Source organism: Parablautia muri (genome assembly GCF_009917485.1).
Lineage (GTDB): Bacteria > Bacillota > Clostridia > Lachnospirales > Lachnospiraceae > Suilimivivens > Suilimivivens muri.
Map to the genome: position 1 here is coordinate 1 of NZ_QZDT01000063.1, position 19057 is coordinate 19057.

Genomic DNA, 19057 nt, shown 5'->3' on the forward strand with positions numbered 1-19057 from the left:
CACGCCCCACTCGGCTCATATCCTTTACAATCACTGTGCCGATTTTTCCCTGTTCCACATCTTCAATCAGACGTTTCCAGTTCGGGCGGTCAAAACTCGCCCCGCTCCAACCGTCATCAGTATAGTGGGAGAGGTTGGCGTAACCGTTTTTTTCCGCATAGTCCTCTAATATCTTCTTTTGGTTTGTGATACTGTTGCTTTCCCCGCTCTGCTCATCGTCTTTTGACAATCTCTCGTAAAGTGCGGTAATCTTTAAGCTGTCCTTGTTCTTCATTTTATCCTGCTCCTTTCTTTCGGGGTGTTTTCCACGCCCCACACTGACAGCTTATCACTTCGGTAAAATGGCCTGGAGGGGAGGTCGCGCCCTCTTTGACGGACGCGCCCTCGGCGGTCAGCTTCTGTCCCTCGGTGAGCGCAGGAAGCGGCGGGGACGGTTCCGCCTGCTTCGGTTTCTGTTTCAGTGTGGCATGGAAAGCCTGCTCCAAAGCCGTCCAGCCCGCCGCGATTTCTGTCTTGCCTTTGGCGGAAAAGACAGCGCCGCCACATTCCAGCGTGACGGCAGTTTCCGCATAGGTATGGGGTTCGCCTACCGCGCACAGCAGACGGGCGGCAGCAAGAAAGAGGATGTTTTTCTCCCCGGAGGGCAGCGCGGAAAGGTCGGTTTTTGCCGCTTCTGCCGTGGGCAGGATGGCATGGTGGTCGGTGACTTTGCTGTTGTCGATTACCTGCGCGGCGTTTACCGGCAAGGATAAATCTGCCGCAAAGGGCAGCGATGCGGCGATAGACTGACATAATGAGGGCAGTCCTGATGCCATATCTTCGGTCAAGTACCGGCTGTCCGTGCGTGGGTAGGTCGCCAGCCGTTTTTCATAGAGGGCTTGCAGATAATCAAGGGTCTGCTGGGCGGTGTAGTCAAACAGCCGGTTTGCTTCTCTTTGGAGGGTAGTTAAATCGTACAGCCTGGGCGGGCGCTCGGTTTTCTCCTTTTGGGAAACCGTCTGTACCGTTGCAGGCTTGCCCACACAGCCGGTACGCAGCCTGCCCGCGTCCGTTTTGGATGCAAAGCGTTCACTGGCGGCATGGAATCCGTCCAGTTCCAGCTCCACCGTATAAAATTTCTCTTTCCGAAAGCCGGAAATGGCGGCTTCCCGTTCTGCTAACAGCGCCAGCGTCGGGGTCTGCACCCGGCCCACGTTCAGGGTTTTGCCCTGGTACAGCGTGGTAAACAAACGTGTACCGTTGATGCCGATCAGCCAGTCCGCCTTGGCGCGGCAGAGGGCGGCGGCGTAGAGATTATCGTAGTTCTTCCCGTCCAGCAGGCAGTCGAAGCCTTTTCGGATGGCGGTTTCCTCCATTGAGGAAATCCACAGCCGCTTGACGGGCTTTGTGCAGCCGCACAGATGGTAAGTCAGGCGGAAAATCAGTTCCCCCTCGCGCCCTGCGTCCGTTGCACAGATTAAGGCGGTGACATCGGCCCGGTGCATCAGGCTTTTTAAGGTTTCAAACTGCTTTTTGGTGTCCGGCAGCACTTGGTACTGCCACGGCTCCGGTAAAATCGGCAGGTCGGCATAGTTCCATTTGGAATAGCGGGGGTCGTAGGCATCGGCGGGGGCAAGTTCCACCAGATGGCCGATGCACCAGCTTACCAGCCAGCCGCCGCCCTCCATGTAACCGTCGCCCCGGCTTTTTGCGCCTAACACCTTAGACAGAGCCATCGCTACCGACGGTTTTTCCGCGATCACAAGTTGCATTTTTCTCACGCTCCTTTTTCAGATTTTTGTAGCATATCCCCACGCAGGGCGCATTCAGCCCATAGGGACAGCGGTGGCAGGGATGTCCGGGCGGATGGACGGGGGAAGCAGGCGCGGCGCGGCCAGGGGACGGCCTTTGGGTCATCATCCGCTCAAAAGGGCTGTTGGTAAATCGCATCAGTCGTCCTCCCCGCCGTAGTTTTCAGGATAGTCCGGTTCCTCCGGCTCATCATAGGCTGTTGGTTCCTCATAGCCCGTCTGCCGGGTTTCTTCCTGCGCGTCCACATCCTCGTCCTCGTTGACCGTTTCCTCCTCGTCCCCGCCGGTCAGTTCGTCAAAGTCCTCCGCATCGTCCAAGTCTTTTTTTGGCTTATAGATTTTGAAGTAGTAGCCCGCGCCGCCAGCCGCCAGCGCCACAAGCAGCACTAAAATCAGTGTGCCGGAACCGCCGCTTTTTGTTTTCTCCGGCTTTTTATCGGGTTCGGTTTCCGTATCGGTCACAGGGGCTTTTCCGGTACAGTCTTTCCGGTTCAGGGTGCAGACCGGGCAGTCGGTGTTGACCTCGCCGGCGGCGCACTGTTCCGTACAGATGCAGGCCGGCTCCGGGCCGGGGATTGCGTCCGTCTGCGGCGCGTCGTCCTCCTTGACTGCCAGCGCCATCAGGTCGGCTTCGGTGACGGCGTTGAGGAAATACACGTTTTCCGTATCGCGCTGGTTGTCGATAATCAGATAAAACACGTTTTCATCCGGCGTCTGGATGGTATAAAACTCCTTGCCGTCCTCGCCGGTGGCGTTGTCCAGTACGGTAGCCTGACCGTCCGGGGTCAAAGGAACCGGGTCGCGGGGCGTGGTGTCTGTTTCCTCGTCCGGGTCGGCACTTGCCGAAGCGGAGGGCTTTGTGCCGCCCGTGCCAGCAGCCGGTTTTGTGACGCTTGTTGCCGGGGCGGTAGTCTGCGTGTTGGGTGAGGTTGTCGCGCCCGTTGTGGGTGTTGTAGCCGCAGGCGTGGTGGTTGTACCAGGCGTGGCGGATGTACCCGGCGCGGTGGTTGCCGGGGGCTGTGTCTGGCCGGTGGAGGGCTTCTGTTTGTTATCCTCCGCCTGATAGTTGGGGTTTTTGACCTGCACGATTTTTGATTTGTTTCCCGCAGCGTCCACCGCCTGCACCGAAAGCTGCTCGTAATCATCGGGCAAATCCCGCAGCGGTACGTCCAGTGTGCCGTTGGTTAAATCGGTGTATTTCTCGCCGTCAATGTAGATTGCCGCCACGCCGGAAAGGTCGTCTTTGGCTTCTGCCCGGAGCAGCCGCCCGTCCATGCTGGCGCGTAAGGTAGGCGCGGTGCGGTCGAAGCACTCCATATAGCGGGATTTCTCATAAACTTTCCCATCGTGGCCGGTGGCGCAGACATAGACGGTGCAGTTCTCCGAAAGGTCGATTTCCCCGTACCAGCAGTTTTCGTTCTGCTTCAAGCTGTCTGTCACATCGCGCCATTGCCCGTTTTTCTCGATTTTTACCTGAACGAGAGCAAAGCCGTTCCCGTTTTCATCGGTAATGCGAAACTCGGCGGCGGCGCTGCCGGTCGCCCAGCCGGAGGGCGGTGTAATCTTGATGGAAAGATTGGATGCCGGGATGGGTGCGGGGGCTTTGCCGGTGCAGCCGGTCAGGTCGGCTCTGCAGATCGGGCAGTCGGGGTTGACCGCGCCAAGCTCGCACTTGTTTTCGCAGACGCAGACCGGGACAGGCGCAGGGGCTTCGATGGTGCAGCCGGCCAGGTTCAGCAGGCAGACGGGACAGTCCGCATTGACCGCGCCGGGTTCACAGTGGGCGGTGCAGATACAGACCGGCTCCGCTGGCGGTTCCGGCTCTTTGCCAATGCAGCCGGTTATATCCTGCTTACAGATGGGGCAGTCTGCATGGAGCGTGTCTGCCGTACACCGTGTTTCACAGATGCAGACGGGTTCCGGTTCCGTGGGCGGTTCCGGCTCTTTGCCAATGCAGGCGGCTACCTCCTGCACACAGACGGGGCAGTCCGCATTGAGGGTGTCTGCTGTGCAGCGAATATCACAGGAGCAGGTGATTTCTGGCTCGGTAGGTGCTTCCGGTTCCGTGCCGGTGCAGGCATTCACATCCTGCGTACAAACCGGGCAGTCTGCGTTGAGGGTATCTGCCGTGCAGCGGGTATCGCAGAAGCAGGTGGTTTCCGGCTCGGTGGGTGTTTCTGTTTCGGTGGGTGCTTCCGGTTCCGTGCCGGTGCAGGCATTCACATCCTGCGTACAAACCGGGCAGTCTGCGTTGAGGGTATCCGCCGTGCAGCGAATATCACAACAGCAGGTGATTTCTGCCTCTGCGGTGTCATGCAGCCCCTCGGCGGCAAAGGCCGCGCCCATCAGGGGGAACATTGTCCAGGCACAAATAAAAATGCACAGCAGCATCGCCGCCGTGCGCTGAAAGCGTTTTGTTTTCATATATCAGATTTCCTCCTTATCCATGTTTTCAAAAGTTCGGGCATTGCCAGCCGGGGGCATCTTCGCCCCGCGTATCATATCCAGCAGCCCCCGCAGTTCCTCCGGCGAAGCCGCCACGCCGCGTACCACCTGCAAGATTTCAAGGTTTTCCTGCTCGGTGATCTGCTTCTCCAAGTCCCGTACACGGGCCTGCCACTCGGCGGCTTTTTCTTTGGCTTTCGCCAAGTCGGTTTTTAATCGGTCAATTTTCATGCTGTCCCTCCTGTTCTGTTTGGAATATAATCGGAAAAGTTTTTGACAGTGTAAAAAATCCGCTTGTTGTTCACCCAGCGCTGAAGCTGGCGGGTGATTTTCGGCGCGGTGGGGCGGTCGTAGACCATCACATAGGGGTCATAGCCCATGCCTCGCAGGGTTTCCACCCGGTACAAGTCCTGCTCATGGGTGCTGCCGTAATTGGTCAGGACATAGACGCGCCGCTTTCGGTCGCTCTTAATGGCGGTCAGTTCCAGAAAACGCTTAAAATGCCCGGTCAAGTCCTCGCCTGGATTGTCCCAGGCAAAATGTACCGCTTTGGTGCGTACCCGGTTTAAGAGCGCCGCATTGTCCGGCGTAACCAGGCGGATGTCAAGCCCCTGGGAGAAGTCCACCCATGCGCGGCTTTCGGCAAGCTGTAAAATCAGTGCTTCATGGTCGGGGCAGGCGAGGAGGTTTGCGTCCAGCAGCTTGATTTCTTTCTGCCCGTCCCAAAACTCGGACAGGTCGGCTGCTTTGCGGCTTTTGCGCCCCTCCTTGCCGCTGACAATGCAGAATCCGCAGTTTCGCGGACAGCCACGGCTCAAAAAGCCATAGGCGGTATCGGAAAACTGCGGATATAAAGAAGCGTCCGGGCGGGTGTGTTCCACCGCATCCGGTAAATTTTCCCTTATGCCGTAGCCCGTGCCGCCTGAAATGACGGCATCGGCATTGGTAACGGCAATGGTATCTTTCGAGTAGGTATCTGTGAATACCCGGCTTTTATAAACAAGGTCGTAGTGGTTCCCTGGGTTCCACCACTCAACCAGGTCGCCCCGCGCCTTATGGTACGCGGACAGCTTCATCAGGCACAGGTTCGGCCAGTTGTGGGAATCCACATCAATCAGTCCAATTTTCAAATCATACCTCCGTTTCTGGCAAAAATGCTTAAAAAAGTGTTTCAGGGTAGACGCCCATATCCGTACAGATGGGCAGACCAATAGGGGCTTCCCGTATTGGCGTAGGAGATCGGGTCGCCGCAGTGAATGAACCGCCCGCCGCCCACATAAATCCCAACGTGGCTGACCGGCCCCGGCGAGCTGTATGTACCGGTGAAGAAAATCAAATCACCGGGCTGTGCGTTTGCCGAAGATACCGGGGTACACAGGTTATAAAGCCCCTGCGCCGTCTGCCGTCCCACGCTGCCCACGCCGGACTGGTTAATGACCCACGAAACATAGCCGGAGCAGTCAAAGGATGTGGAGGGGGAACTGCCGCCCCAAACGTAAGGCCATCCTAAAAATTTTTCTGCTTCATGGAGCATCGCTTCAAAGCTGCCGTCCCCCATCGGTTCGCCGGAATAGTCCGGGATAGCCGGCCCGCCGGGTGTGCCGGGGATTGCGCCGGTTCCATCGTCGCCGTTGTCCACGAAGAAATAGGGATTTAAGTATTCGCCGTTTAGCATGACCTCTAAATGCAGGTGCGGCCCCGTGCTGTTGCCGGTGCTGCCAACGGCGGCGATCACATCCCCGCGTTTTACTTCCTGGCCTGCGCTGACGTTTAGGCTGGAACAGTGGGCATACCGGGACTGGTAGCCTTTATCGTCCTCAATCACCACGCACAGCCCGTAGCTGCCCGCGTCGCCAGCCGATACCACGCGCCCGTCCTGCACCGCCAGAATCGGCGTACCCTGCGCCACGGCAAGGTCAATGCCGCGATGCAGGCTCTTTTCCCCGCTGATGGGGTGTACCCGCCAGCCGTAGCCGCTGCTCACGTTCCCCAGCCATGAGAAATCAAAGGGGTTCCCAAACGCCTGCCGGTTGCCGTAGGTCTGCATATACACACCGTAGCGGTCGGTCTGTTCGCCGGGAGAGAGATGGCTTTGTGCCACGGCAGACAGCGGGCGCACGGTCAATGTGGTTTGCAGGACGTACCAGTCATAGGGGTCGCCGTCATCGTCGTACCGGGTTTCCACAATCACTTCACGGGTGAGGGTGTACTGCTCGGAAAAAATGCGGTCGATTTCAGACTGAACCCCTGCAAAGGTAAAGGCATTGAACGCCGTGGAAAGGTAGCCCAGCAGTTCATAGGGATTGTGGCTGATTTCACCGATGTTGTAGCGGTATTCATCATAGCCGGGGTAATTTTCCTCGGTATTGTCAATGTCAATCTGTAAATCCGTTTCCTTTTCGGTGTAGTAAAGGTCGCTCTGGCAGATTTCCCCCTCGTCGGCCATGTAGGACGCGGAAATATAGGAGGACTGGAAGCCGGAGAGCATGGCGGTGCAGGAGGTCAGGCCCGTGGCAAAGAACATCACCACCAGCGCCAGCATTGCAACCGCCAGAAAGACCGCCTTATGCGCCGCCGCATACTGGGCGATGGCGCGGGCAATCTTGCCGGTGGCGGTCAGGACGTTTTGGGTAAATTTCGCGCTCTGTTTGGCTTCATGGGCGGCCTGGGCGTATTTCCGCTTGATTTTCTGTTTCTGCACCCATTTTGCCAGCGCGTTTTTGCGTTGCAGTTCGGGATTATCCCGCAGGGCGGTCTGCCATGCAAGGTCGGTGTGCGCCCGCGCCGCTTTCTGCTGTGCTTTCCGTAAAGTGCGGTAGGGCTTGGCGCGGCGGCGGTTCCGTTCCCAGCGCAGGACGCGCCCCACGCCCTGCTCGGCAACCAGTTCGCTTTTGTGGGCGGATTCCAGAGCCACGTTGTCGCGCTCGTATTCGCGGATTTTGCTGTGCAGCTTGATAACCGCCGCCATTTTCACCGCGCCGGCTCCACGGGAGAGCAGGGAGGGCCTGCGGTATTCCGGCAGCACTTCCTCCTCAAAACGGAGCCGCCGTTTCATTTTCCCGCTGGCTTCGTCAGGCTGGCGCTCCATGTGCAGGCGGCGCTTGGCAGGCAGCTTCATCTGCGCCTGCTCCACGTGGCGGTCTGCGCGTTCCGTGCGGCGGACGGCCTTGTTATATTTCTTTTGCTGGCGGGTGGGGGCATCGGGCGCGGCATCACCGGCAGTTTCCGAATCTTTGGGGGTATCCTCAAATTTCAGGCGGGTTCCCCCGGCCTTTGGGTTGCCATCGGATTTTAGCCTGTCCTCGGATTTTTGTTTATCCTCCGGCTTGGCGGCGTGTTCCGCCAGATTTGCCGCCTGCCGCTTTTTGATTGCTGTGCGGTCGGCGGTGGGGTCAGCCGGTTCTTCTTCCTTGCTAAATTGCAGGCGGGAGCCACTCTCAGAAATGCGCCGTTTTGTGGCGGGTGTGCTGTCTGCACCACGCATAGCAGAGGTTTCCCGGCTGTCTGGCTTGGCGGCGTGTTCCGTCAGCTTTGATACCTGCCGCTTTTTGATTGCTGTGCGGTCAGTGGCAGGGTCAGCCGGTTCTTCTTTGTCAAATTGCAGGCGGGAGCCGCCTTCAGAAGTGCGCCGCTTTGGGGCAGGAGCGCCCTCTACACCGCGCATAGCCGTTTTTTTCTCACTGTCCGGCCGGGCAGCGTGTTCCACGAATTTCGTGCTTTGTTTCTTTTTGCTCGTTTTCCCCCGCTTTTGGGGGCGTTTCCTCACCGGCGCGGGAGTGGGTTCTTCGGCGGCGGGCGCATCCAGCAACGGCATATCCACCGCGCACCGCATGGTTGCCGGGGCATCGGGCGGCGGTTCGGCGGTGCTGGATGCTAGGTACTCCGGCGTAAGCAACACTTCCGTCTGTTCTGCCGCTGTTTCCGGCGCAGGGCGGGGCTGTTTCCGCTTTTTGCCGGTGTCTGCGCCCCGTACTGCCGGACGGCGGATGTCCTCCCGTTCCGTGGGGCGGGCGCGGTTAAAGGCGGCATCCGCCGTGCGCTGGCTGACGCGCTTTTCCTCGCCGGTGGCGCGGTTGTGTTCCACCAGACCGTCCCGTCCCATCTTCTGAACCTTTTTCTCCCGTGCCTGAAACCGTTCCCGGCTCACCGTGCGGCCTCCGGTGCTTTACGTTCCGGCTCCGGGGCAGGGCGGGCGGCGGCTTCGGCCTTTTTCTCGTTCAGCGCTTTTCGGATGGAGGGCTTTTCAGAGCGCGTGTCGGCCTTTAACTCGGCTTTGTATTCCTGCTCTTTTTGTTCAAAGACCTCATAGAAAAAGGCCGCAAAGCCTTTGCCGCTGGCACGTTCCGGGGCGTCATTGATGCAGTCGCACCACTGGCGGCAGGATTCCTCTAAAACCGTGTCAAACATTTTGACGCGGGCAGGGTCGCCTAAAATATCGCTTGCGTTCATAGGCTCCTTTTTTTCTGTCAGCGTCTGCCGGATGGAGGGTTTCTCACGGTGCTGGTTTTCCGTGGGTTCTTCCTTGTGTTCCGGCTCTTTTTCCTCATTCTCCGTCTGCTGGACAGGGGGCTTTTTGGCTTCCCGCACGGTTTCCGCTGCCGTTTCCAGCCGTTCCACGCTGCCGATTGCCGCAAGGGTGGCATTGTTCATGGTGGAGAGCATCTTGTGGACTGTCCGCATGGGGGCAAGGACAGCGGCCTGGAAACGCCCCTCCTGCCCGCCGTCCACGGCCTGGGTTTCCCTGCCGGTCACGGCGCGTCCGGCGTTTTTCAGATGCCCGCCCACGCTGCGGAGTTCGTGGCCAAGGGTTTCTATTTTCTCAATGTTCTTTCTGGCATCGGCCAGGGAACCGCTGATATTCTGCTGAACCGCTTCCAGCGTCTTGTGGATGCCCATAGCGGAAACCGCCTTATCCAGTGCAGTCACGCCCACGCGCTTGAAACCCTCTACCGCGTTGGCGGCGCACTGCATGATTTTCTCCCGCAGGCCGTCCAGCTTTTCCTGCGCCTGCCGGACTTTGTTTTGCAACCCGTCCACCATGCCCTGCAAGACGGTTTTCTGCGGCGTGTCCTGGGCCTGTGCAAGCTGTACCCTGACGGTCTGCAATTCCTGGCGCACCGCGTCAAGCTGGCGGTTCATGCCATCCATATAGAACAGCAGGCGGGACAAATCCTCTGACTGTCCCGCCCGCCCGTTTTCCGAAAGCAGCTTCAAAAACTGCTCCATAATTTCCTGATTGTGTTCCAAATCTTACCCTCCTTTACTGTTCCGCCAAGTCCTCCGGGCGGGTGGTCATGATCGAATAGAGTTCCGTGTCCTTGGGGAAATGGTCAACGAATGGGATAATCACGTTGCCATAGAACAAAAGCCCCTCGCCGGCATTGGAGTTGGTCACATAGCCAAGCTGGTGCGGGGAGATATTGAGCTGCTTTGCCAGGATTTGACGGTCGCCGCCCGCCTGGTTCAGCATATAAATAAAATCGCTGTTTTCAAAAATGTTCGCAATTTCCCGGCTTGCCAGCAAGTCCTTGACATTTTGGGTAATCCCGGTCGGGATTCCGCCCCATTTTCTGAACCGTTTCCAAATCTCAACAGTATAGGCGGCGGTCTGTTCCTCCCTGAGAAGCAGGTGCATCTCGTCAATGTAGAGCCGGGTGGATTTATGGGCTTCCCGGTTTTCGCTGACCCGTCCCCACACCTGATCCTGAACCACCTGCATCCCGAATTTTTTAAGCTGCTTGCCCAGGTTTTTAATCACATAGCAGACAATCCGGCTCTTGATTTCCACGTTGGTCTGGTGGTTGAACACATTTAAGCTGCCGGTGACGTAGATTTCCAGCGCGGTAGCCAGCCTTTGCGCTTCCTGCTCCGGCTGTTTCCGCAGAAGTTCATAGAGGTCGCCTAACACCGGCATTTTCTCCGGCCTGGGGTCTTGCAGGTAATCCCGGTATACCATGTGGACGCAGCGGTCAACCACTGTCTTTTCCACTGGTTCCAGGCCGGACTTGCCGCCCACGATCAACTCCATCAGGGAAAGGATAAAGTCGCTCTTTAAGGTCAGGGGGTTGTCGTCCTCGCTGTAATTGAGGGTCAAGTCCATCGGGTTGATGTACTGGTCGGAGGCGGGGGATATGTCAATCACCTGCCCGCCCAGCCGCTGCACAAGGGGCGAATATTCCTGTTCCGGGTCGATAATGGCTATATCGTCCGGGGTAATCAGAAAGGCGTTGGTGATTTCCCGCTTGGCGGAAAAGGATTTGCCGCTGCCGGGTGTGCCTAAAATCAGGCCGTTGGGGTTCTTTAATTTCTTGCGGTCAGCCATGATTAAGTTGTTGGAGAGGGCGTTCAGGCCGTAGTACAGCGCTTCACCGTTCATAAAAAGCTCCTGGGTGGTGAACGGCACGAAAATGGCGGTGCTGGATGTGGTAAGGCCCCGCTGGATGCTGATCTGGTTAAGGCCCAGCGGGAGGGAGGACATTAAGCCCTGCTCCTGCTGGTAGTCCAGACGGCGCAGCGCGCAGTTGTATTTCTGCGCCACGCCCGCCGCCTGGAAGATGTTGTTTTCCAGCTTCTGCCGCGTCCCGGCGTGGTTCATCACCAGCATGGTCACAAGGAACATCCGCTCGTTGCGGCTCTGCAAATCTTCCAGAAGCGTCTTTGCTTCGCTGCCGAACGTGGCAAGGTCGGACGGGATGATGTCCATGTCGTACCCTGCCCGGACTGCCTTTTTCTGTTCCTCAATCTTCATGCGGTCGAGGTCGGTAATCTTGCGCTTGATGTTCTTGATTGCTGCGCTCTGGTCGATGGACTGGATGTGCAGCGTCACCACCATGCTGTTTTCCAGGTCGAGGAAATCCGCCAGCATACGGTCGGTCAGTTCCGGGGCGAGGATTTGTAAGAACGATACCGCGCCGTAGGTTCTGCCAATCTGGAAATACTGGCCGGACTTGAATGTGAAGCTGTCCGGCGCGATGAAGTCCTTGCTGGAAAGCCCGGTTTTCCAGATGGCGTCCCAGGCAAACTTAAATTTCTGGTTATCCGACGGGTGAAACATCCGGTGCAGGATTGCCAGACGCTCATAGCCGTCTAACGAGTGGGCGCGGACGCCCAGCACCTTGAAATTCGCCAGCACATCCGCTTCAATGCGTTCCAGGCGGGGCTTTGCTTCTTTCAGGCTGTCCGCTTCAATGCCAAAGGTGATGTACTTGGTCTTTGTCAGGCCGTTGTTCCCCCTGGCAAGCTGGCCTTTGAGCATCCCCGAATATTCCCGCCGGATGCCGTTAAATGCGTCCGCCTGCTCCGGGATATGGATGGACTTCTGGTATTCCTCCATATCGGCCCGCTGGTTGAGGAAAGAAAGCTGGACTTTGATGGAGCTGTCAAAATAGTTGAGGAAATCGCAGTAGTTCTCAAAAATCAGGTTCTTGTCCTCGTTCTGTGCAAGCTGGTAGTTCACATCGTAAAACTGGATTTGCTTGGTGAAATAGCGGTCGCCAATGATGCAGATACCGTCCCGGCACATTTCCTGGTAGGGGATGGTCTGCTGGGCGGTCTTGGGGAGCCTGCCGTCCCGCTTTGCCTTGCTGACCGATGCCGCAAGCCGCCGTTTGTCCCGGCTGCTCAGTTTCGCGTCCGGGGTCAGGCGCAGGGTGGCCTTTAAGTCAGACTTTTCTTTTTTCAGTTCCTTTTTTGCCGCTTGCAGGTTTCTTGCCTGCTTTGCCTGCTGTTTTGTTTTCAATCGCTGATACCTCCTTGGTCTGCCGCGAAAGGGCGGCGTACAGGTTGTCGGTCTGGTACGGGCGCGTTTTCTGGCAGAGAAACTGTGCGCGTATCATATGCCGCAGGACTGCTTCTAACGGCTGACCGTCTTTTTCATAGATGCCAAACAGAAAAAAGGGCAGCATCAAACCGATCATAAGGAGCGCCGCCGGTTCGTTGCCAATGCTGCCGCGTGTAAAAATGTAGGCGGGGACGCCCACCAGTCCGCCCGCGCCAAAGCATACAATCTGGCGTTTCGTCAGGTTGAACGCCACTTTTGTCTTGACTTTGGCAAGGTCTTTGGGTACGGGTACAAAGGGCATTTATCTCACCTCCCGGTCTTTGGTTTTGGCGGCGGGGTTATCGCCGGGGACGGGCTTTGCGGAAAGCTGGGCCTTGATGGAGGGCTTGCGTTCCGGCTGCTCCTGTGCGCGTTCCTCCCGCCGCATGACGATATAACGCTTCCCCGTGTTGTCCGGCGGGGAAAAGTACACCGGCTGTCCCACCTGCTTTTGTACCTTTTCATAGAGCCGGTTCATATCGTGCTGGGAAGCCAGGGGCAGGAAATACACTGAGATTTCCGCCATAAACTGCTCCCTGTCCGGCGAGTTGGGCTGTTTTAAGTCCGTGAGCGCGGCCGATAGCCGGTCTGCTTCGGCCTGAATCCGCTGTTCATCCAGCGCTTGCAGGTGGACGGCAAAGTAGCCCCTGGGCATTTCCCGCCGGCGGTCATGTTCCCGTTTGACCGCCCCCTGCACCACGGTTTCGTCCTCCGCTTCATTGCGAACCTCCTTAATGCTGCCGTGCAGATATTTCAGGTCTGCGGCTTTTTCATAGTGAAATTCCTTTTCCGGGAGCCGCACTTCTTTTCCCCCGGCAAATGTAACAGTCACATCGGTATAGGGGGAGGCGGTACGCCCTGCATATTCCGCAAGGCGGTGGTTGTCCTGCTGGTAGAGGTTGCCGCGCAAGCCGCCCTTATCGCTGCCGGTCAGTTCCACCGAATAGGCCAGAACCGGCTCGCGGGTCTGCGTGTGGTAGAATTGCAGCGTGTTAAAGCTGCGTGTGCCGCCGATGAACATATCGCGCTCATTTAAGCACTCCACGCCGCTCTGCCGGAAAATCAGGACAAAGTTCTGCTTTGCCGGGTCGCCGGACGCTGCGCCCTCCCGCATGGCATCCAGCGCATAGTTTAGGTCTGTCTGGTAAAAGGCGGTTTTCTGCTTCATAATCTGGGGCAGGACGGTTTCCAGGTCTACATTCAGAAACTTCCGCAGGCTGTCCGGCTTCTGCGCCGGCGCGTCCGCTGCCAGCGGGAACAGGGTCAAATCGTCCTGGCGGTCAGTGGCATCCGCAATCAGCGCGTCCAGTACATCCGGCATCAGTTCATAGTCCGCCCAATGCTCCGTAACCACCTCCAAAGGGTTCTGGAATTTCAAAAGGTATTCCAGTTCGCCGTCTTTATAGCTTCGGTCGGCCATGTGCTGGAATACAAGGGCGGTGTCGGCAATCCTGCCTGCGCCGTCAATCAGTTCCTGCCGGTCTTTTAACAGCAGATTGGCGCGGTATTCGCGGTAATTTTCCGTGATACGGTCGATTAACTGCCGCCGCAGTTTTTCAGTGTCCATATAAATTCGCTCCCTCCTTTACGGTAAATTTTCATGGGTTAATTCCTCCGCCAGTCCGGGGCTTGGTTCCACCTCGTTTCCCCATGCGTCCCAGCCGGGGACTCTCTGGCGGGCAAACAGTTCCACACGGGGCAGATCGCCCATCAGGGAAACAATCCGCTCCCGAATCATATCCGGCTTTTTGCTGTGCTGCTCCACCGGCGATACAATCACCTGATGGACGGCGGCAGACTGGCGTTTCGGGCTTCCCCTTGTTGCCAGCAGGCACAATTCCGCATTGGCGCGTGTCCAGTGTCCCAGCCCCCAAAAGAGGGAGGGGGATTTCCGGTTCTGCTTCACCCATACAAACGCCACGGTTTTATAAGTGAAGCCCCACGCCTTAATGACAGAAAAGGCTTCCGGCAGCGTAGGCATTGTGACCCATAAAAACAGCGCACAGTCTTTTGCCGCCAGCCTGCCCACTGGCAAAGTCTGAATGTCTTTGATGTGCATGGTGGGGTAGTGGTTTTCTGCCGTGCGTCCCATGCCTTTTTTTGCCCATACCTTGTAGGCCCACGGAGGGTCGGCAAGGATGATGCTGTATTCTTTCAATCCGTTCCCACCTCCTCAATGCGCGTTAAAGATCGATTTACTGACCGCGCCGGTTTTGAACAGGGAGAAGCACAAAAGCACAGTATAGCCCGCGCACTGCCAGATAGCGATGTGGATGTTGTCAGCGCTCCCAATCTGTCCCACCAGTATGGCGTAAATCGCAACGCAGATCATAATGAAAAAGCCTTGCAGCCCAAGCGCCACAAGACCGCGCAGATAGTTGTTGCCCATCTGCCCCCAATCCCGGTTTGCCATCGTTGCAAAGGGGATTGCGCCCACCGAGCAATAGATGTAAATTTCTATCATGCGCCCGATCAGCACCAGCATGACGCAGAACGACAGCACCGGCATGGTGATTTTTAACAGCATGGTTTCCACCAGCAGGCCGAAAAGCTCCCCAATCTCCATCGTTTCCAGTTGGGCGGCAACATCGCCCAGCGCAGCCGCAAAATCTATGCTGGTCGTGCCGGTAATCACACCGGCGCTTTGCTGTACTACCGTTTGCGCCAGTTCAAAAATCGCCATTGTAATGTCAAAGGTGTGCGTGACCAGATACACAGCCACAAACACTTTCAGAATCCATTTATACAGTGCAAAGGTTTCAAAGTCGTGGAAGTTGTTCTTTTCCATCAGCATCGAAATCAGTTCGTAGCACAGGACAAAGGTCAGGATGATCCCCGCAACCGGCACCACGACTGTATCGCTCAGATTGCGGATCATGGAAAAGACCCCGGCGTTCCATGCCGCCGGGGTCGTCCCCACATTCGCCGCAACCTCCCCGACTTCATTGTTAATCTGGTCAAACATCCCGTCCAGGTTGCCCATGATGCACTCCCGCAGGATTTCCTTGATCCAGTCTTTGATTATGTCGAGGATGTTCAGCATAGGCTATCCCTGCCTTAACCGAACAGGTTTGCCAGCAGAGGGATAAGCTGCATCCCAATCAGGGCAACACCGCCGCCGGCCATAAGCTGCTTCATGCCCTGCGATTTTGCTCATGTGAGATAAAGAAGTAAAAGAAGTGTAAAAAATTTTGCCGTTCCCTGTCCGGCTGACTGCCGGACGGGTCGGGCTTTAGTCGGGCAACTCTACCTTGCCGACAAAAGAGTAATAGATTTCGATTTCCTGTCTGCGGAGCTTCCCCCGGCGTTTCCCGTCAAGGGCTTCCGATTCGTGGATTACGATTTTCTCCACAAACTCCCGCAACAGGGTAGGGGTGAGTTCCTCAAAGCTGGTGTACTTGCGGACTACTTTCATAAACTTTTCAGCGTTTGCCGTGGCTTCCAGTGTCCTTGAAAGCTCGCCCTGCAGAACGGCGGCACGCTCTTTCAGTTCCTTTTGCTCGGCTTCATAGTCTGCCGAAAGTTCCGTGAAACGCTCGTCCGATATGCGCCCCGCCACGCTGTCCTCATACAGCCGCTTGAAGATAGCGGAGAGTTCCGCAATCCGCTTTTCTGCCGCTTCCAGCTCTTTCTTCTTGGCGGCGTTCCGGCGTTTGCTCCCGTCCTCGGTCTGCTCGGTCAACAGCTTCATAAACCGGGCTTCGTGCTTGGCGGCGTAGCTGGTGACTTTCCGTAAATTCTCGGTCACTCCGGCGGTTAAAAGGTCGGTGCGGATAAAATGCGCCGTACAGTCTGCTGTGCGCTTCTTGTAGCTGCCGCAGATATAGCAGTCCTGCCGCCGCTTGTCCGTCTGATAGCGTTGCTGGTACATGACGCTGCCGCAATCCGCACAAAAGAGTATGCCGGAGAACAAACCCACTTCATCATAGCGGTTAGGGCGTTTGCGCTGCTTGCGTAACTCCTGCACACGCTCCCATGTGTCCCTGTCGATTATCTGCTCGTGGTGGTTCTCAAAGATTGCCTGTTTGTCCTCGCTGTTGTAGATAATCTTGCTGCACTTGTAGGATTGTGTGGTGGTCTTGAAGTTCACAAGGCAGCCCGTGTATTCCCGATTTTCAAGGATATGTACCACGGTGTTCGCCGCCCATTTGCACTCATAGCCGGGGTGGTAGCGGCGGGTTCTCCCTGTCCGGCGGTATTCCAGCGTTCCCGGCGTGGGGATTTCCTGTTCCGTAAGCATACGGGCTATCTTGGTCGGTCCGTTCCCGGCAAGGCAAAGGCTGTAAATCTGCTTTACCACGGGGGCGGCTTCTTCGTCAATGATGAAATTTTCGTCCTCGTCCATGAGGTAGCCGTACACGGGCTTGCTTGTGACAGGCTTCCCACTCATGCCTTTTGAGCGTTTTACCGCCCGGATTTTCTTGCTCGTATCCCTCACCAGCCATTCGTTAAAAATGTTACGCAAGGGCGCAAAATCATTCTCGCCCTGTGCGCTGTCTACGCCGTCATTGATTGCAATGAAGCGGACGCCGTTCTGTGGGAAAATCATTTCTGTGTACATTCCCACTTGTAAGTAATTTCGCCCTAACCTTGACATATCCTTTACGATAACCGTTCCCACAAGCCCCGCTTCAATGTCGGCAAGCATGGACTGGAAGCCGGGTCTTTGGAAATTTGCCCCGGAGAATCCGTCGTCCGTGTACCATTTGAGGTTGGAAAAGCCGTTCTGTTTTGCGTAGGCTTCAAGGATTCGCTTCTGGTTGCTTATGGAGTTGGATTCGCCTTGGAGCGTGTCCTCGTGCGACAATCTCGGATATAGGGCGGTAATCAGTTTTTGGGTGGTCTGTCTTGTCATGGTTTCCTCCATTTCCGACAGCCAGCCCCACTATTCCGTAGGTCTATTATACCATAGGGCGGGGCTTGCTGTACAGTCCTTTTTGCTACTTTATGTCGAAAAATATCACATTATTTTATTAAGGCTTATCGCATTACATAGCGTGTGCGGCTGTTCCCCCGGCTGCGCTTTCCGCTTCCAGCACTTTCATCATCTTGTCGGCGGCGGTGGCGGTCGTGCCTTGTTTGAAATAGCCGGAAACCACAAGGACGGTGTTCCCCCGGCGTACTTCTGTCACGCAATCCGGGCGGCGGGCGGTGGTGGCGGTGCTTCTCTTGGGCGTGTCGGTCATAGGCAAATCTCCTTTCCATTCAGTAGCTTTTTAAGCTGTTCCATTTTCTCCCTTGCGGCGGCTTTTCTGAAATTCTCCCCGGTAATGCGGACGGGGGTACACATTTCAATAAGGCGGTCATAAATGCGGGCGTGGGGCGTGTCCTCCGGGTTCTGCAATTCTTCCAGCGTCAAATTTGTGGTGACTATCAACGGCTTTCTGCTGCGGTATCGGCTGTCAATCACGTTATAGACTTGCTCTAAACCGTATTCCGTGCCACGCTCCATTCCGAAATCGTCAAGGATAAGCAGGGGGAAGCTGCAAAGGCGGGAGATATATTCGTTGCGGTCTTTGAAGCTGGCGGCAAGGTCGTTGAGTATCAAGGCAAAGTTTGTCATGCACACGGAAATCTCTTTTTCCATGAGGGCGTTAGCGATACACCCGGCAAAATAACTCTTGCCCGTGCCGACATTCCCCCACAAAATCAATCCATAGTTCCCGGTGCTTATCTGTTCCCATTGCTCCACATAGGAATAGGCTTTGTGCATTTGCGGGCATTTCCCGTTGTCGTTCCCGAAAGTCCATTCCCTCATAGCCGGGTCGGTGAAGCCTTTTCTTTTCAGCCGTTCCACTTCCTCCCGGTGCTTATGTTCCCGGTCTGCGGCTTCCAGCGTTTCCCGGCGTTTTCTCTGGCAGTCACATTCTTTGGGGTGGCGGTCACGTCCGAAAAAGGTTTTGCCCTCCGGGAAGTAGGCTTCTTTGGGCTGGCGGCAGCTCCCGCAGTATAAAAGCCCGTCCTCCCCTGTGTAGTCCTCCGGCTCTGCTTCCTGTGCCGTGGCAAGCCGGAAAATAGCGTTATCGTAATCACACATAAAATCGTCCTCCTTGTTCATGGTCTTTTACGCCCTGTTTACGGGGCGTTGTGTCTATGCGGTCAAAGGCTCTCGCCCTCTTTGTAGGAATAATCGGGGATTCCCTTTTTCGGGTTCTCCTTTTTCTCCCGGTTTAACCAGCGGCGCAATGCGGCGGCATGGCACACATAATCATTCCCGGTGGCAGCTATGAACTCGCTCATTTCCTCAATGAGCCGTTCCAGCCTGTCCGGGTATTCCTCTTTCAGCTCCGCATATTCGCTTTCAGAGAGGAAAACATTCTGGTATCTGCCAAACGGGGCGGGCGGCTTCTCACTCGCTCCTTTTAGTTGGTTCTCTTTTAGTTTGTTTATAGTAAGTTGGTTAGGGGTCGGTTTTCCGTCCAACGCAAAGGTCGGTTTTCCGTCCTTATGAGGGTCGCTTTTCCGGCTATCAGAGGGTCGGTTTTCCGACTGTATGGCGGTCATATGGTCGGAAAACTGTACCACTGGCACTTGCGGCACTTTCACATAAAGGCGGTTCGGTGCGGAGAAGCCCCGGCGTTCCCTCACCAGAAGCCCGGCAGCGTCCAGCTCGTTCAGTGCGGCTTTTATGGCGGTGCTGCCTTTATCCAGCATTTCCGCTATCTCCGAAACAGGGTAGACAATGTATGTCCTGCCCTCGCTGTCCTGCCAGCCGTTCTTCTGTGAGAGTTCGGAACGGTCAAGGAGCAGCGAATAAAGCAGCTTTGCGGTCTGTGACAAGTCCATTTTCAGCAGAAAACGGGGGTATCGGAAAAACGGCGGCATAATGGTGTCGGCTGTGATGTATTCGGTTATGGTTCTCACCTCCTGTCTGTGGCTTCTGTTACGCATTTAAAACGGCATTTTCGGGGATAAAGGATAAATGTATCGCATACCCTTTGAGGGCGGTCAAAAAAGCCTTGATTTACGGGGGTCTGGAATATCCTAAAGCGTGACATTTATC

General features: G+C 56.3%; 16 protein-coding genes and 1 pseudogene. All 17 read right to left on the reverse strand.

Translation table 11 applies throughout. The features are described 5' to 3' along the window. On the reverse strand, positions 1-274 hold a 274-nt coding region (locus D5281_RS21325; RefSeq protein WP_160562021.1), incomplete at its 3' end, for a recombinase family protein. A gap of 1 nt (position 275) precedes the next feature. Next, complete coding sequence (locus D5281_RS21330) at positions 276-1751, reverse strand: DNA topoisomerase (RefSeq protein WP_160562022.1); 1476 nt, start codon at positions 1749-1751, stop codon at positions 276-278. A 177-nt stretch (positions 1752-1928) separates the two neighbouring features. Next, complete coding sequence (locus tag D5281_RS26110) at positions 1929-4214, reverse strand: DUF4366 domain-containing protein (protein WP_277935516.1); 2286 nt, start codon at positions 4212-4214, stop codon at positions 1929-1931. A gap of 3 nt (positions 4215-4217) precedes the next feature. Beyond that, positions 4218-4466 (reverse strand): DUF4315 family protein, encoded by a 249-nt coding sequence (locus D5281_RS21345; RefSeq protein WP_016303794.1) that lies wholly within the window; start codon positions 4464-4466, stop codon positions 4218-4220. Then, complete coding sequence (locus tag D5281_RS21350) at positions 4463-5446, reverse strand: hypothetical protein (protein WP_330585216.1); 984 nt, start codon at positions 5444-5446, stop codon at positions 4463-4465. The genes D5281_RS21345 and D5281_RS21350 overlap by 4 nt, the downstream gene beginning before the upstream one ends. Next, positions 5407-8382 carry a CD1108 family mobile element protein gene (locus D5281_RS21360; RefSeq protein WP_330585217.1) on the reverse strand — a complete coding sequence of 992 codons (2976 nt, stop codon included), beginning with the start codon at positions 8380-8382 and terminating at the stop codon, positions 5407-5409. Before D5281_RS21360 ends, D5281_RS21350 begins: the two co-directional genes overlap by 40 nt. After that, positions 8379-9482: a DUF6674 family protein gene (locus D5281_RS21365; RefSeq protein ID WP_010815319.1), complete on the reverse strand. Its 1104-nt coding sequence runs from the start codon at positions 9480-9482 to the stop codon at positions 8379-8381. The genes D5281_RS21360 and D5281_RS21365 overlap by 4 nt, the downstream gene beginning before the upstream one ends. 13 nt (positions 9483-9495) lie before the next feature. After that, positions 9496-11973: a VirB4-like conjugal transfer ATPase, CD1110 family gene (locus D5281_RS21370; RefSeq protein ID WP_160562024.1), complete on the reverse strand. Its 2478-nt coding sequence runs from the start codon at positions 11971-11973 to the stop codon at positions 9496-9498. Next, positions 11897-12316 (reverse strand): PrgI family protein, encoded by a 420-nt coding sequence (locus D5281_RS21375; RefSeq protein ID WP_160232725.1) that lies wholly within the window; start codon positions 12314-12316, stop codon positions 11897-11899. The genes D5281_RS21370 and D5281_RS21375 overlap by 77 nt, the downstream gene beginning before the upstream one ends. Next, positions 12317-13621: a DUF3848 domain-containing protein gene (locus D5281_RS21380; RefSeq protein ID WP_160562025.1), complete on the reverse strand. Its 1305-nt coding sequence runs from the start codon at positions 13619-13621 to the stop codon at positions 12317-12319. An 18-nt stretch (positions 13622-13639) separates the two neighbouring features. Beyond that, positions 13640-14212 (reverse strand): MT-A70 family methyltransferase, encoded by a 573-nt coding sequence (locus D5281_RS21385; RefSeq protein WP_010815322.1) that lies wholly within the window; start codon positions 14210-14212, stop codon positions 13640-13642. A 15-nt stretch (positions 14213-14227) separates the two neighbouring features. Beyond that, positions 14228-15097: a VirB6/TrbL-like conjugal transfer protein, CD1112 family gene (locus D5281_RS21390; RefSeq protein WP_160562026.1), complete on the reverse strand. Its 870-nt coding sequence runs from the start codon at positions 15095-15097 to the stop codon at positions 14228-14230. A 14-nt stretch (positions 15098-15111) separates the two neighbouring features. Then, a pseudogene (locus tag D5281_RS21395) lies at positions 15112-15207 on the reverse strand (Maff2 family mobile element protein); the annotation flags it as partial. A 79-nt stretch (positions 15208-15286) separates the two neighbouring features. After that, a complete protein-coding gene (locus tag D5281_RS21400; protein ID WP_160562027.1) occupies positions 15287-16909 on the reverse strand; it encodes a recombinase family protein in 1623 nt (540 codons plus the stop codon). Positions 16910-17042: 133 nt separating this feature from the next. Then, positions 17043-17240 carry a transposon-encoded TnpW family protein gene (locus tag D5281_RS21405; protein WP_160276504.1) on the reverse strand — a complete coding sequence of 66 codons (198 nt, stop codon included), beginning with the start codon at positions 17238-17240 and terminating at the stop codon, positions 17043-17045. Then, positions 17237-18091 carry an ATP-binding protein gene (locus tag D5281_RS21410; RefSeq protein ID WP_160276505.1) on the reverse strand — a complete coding sequence of 285 codons (855 nt, stop codon included), beginning with the start codon at positions 18089-18091 and terminating at the stop codon, positions 17237-17239. Before D5281_RS21410 ends, D5281_RS21405 begins: the two co-directional genes overlap by 4 nt. A gap of 62 nt (positions 18092-18153) precedes the next feature. Further along, positions 18154-18945: a replication initiator protein A gene (locus D5281_RS21415; protein WP_160562028.1), complete on the reverse strand. Its 792-nt coding sequence runs from the start codon at positions 18943-18945 to the stop codon at positions 18154-18156. Between the last annotated feature and the right edge of the window lie 112 nt (positions 18946-19057).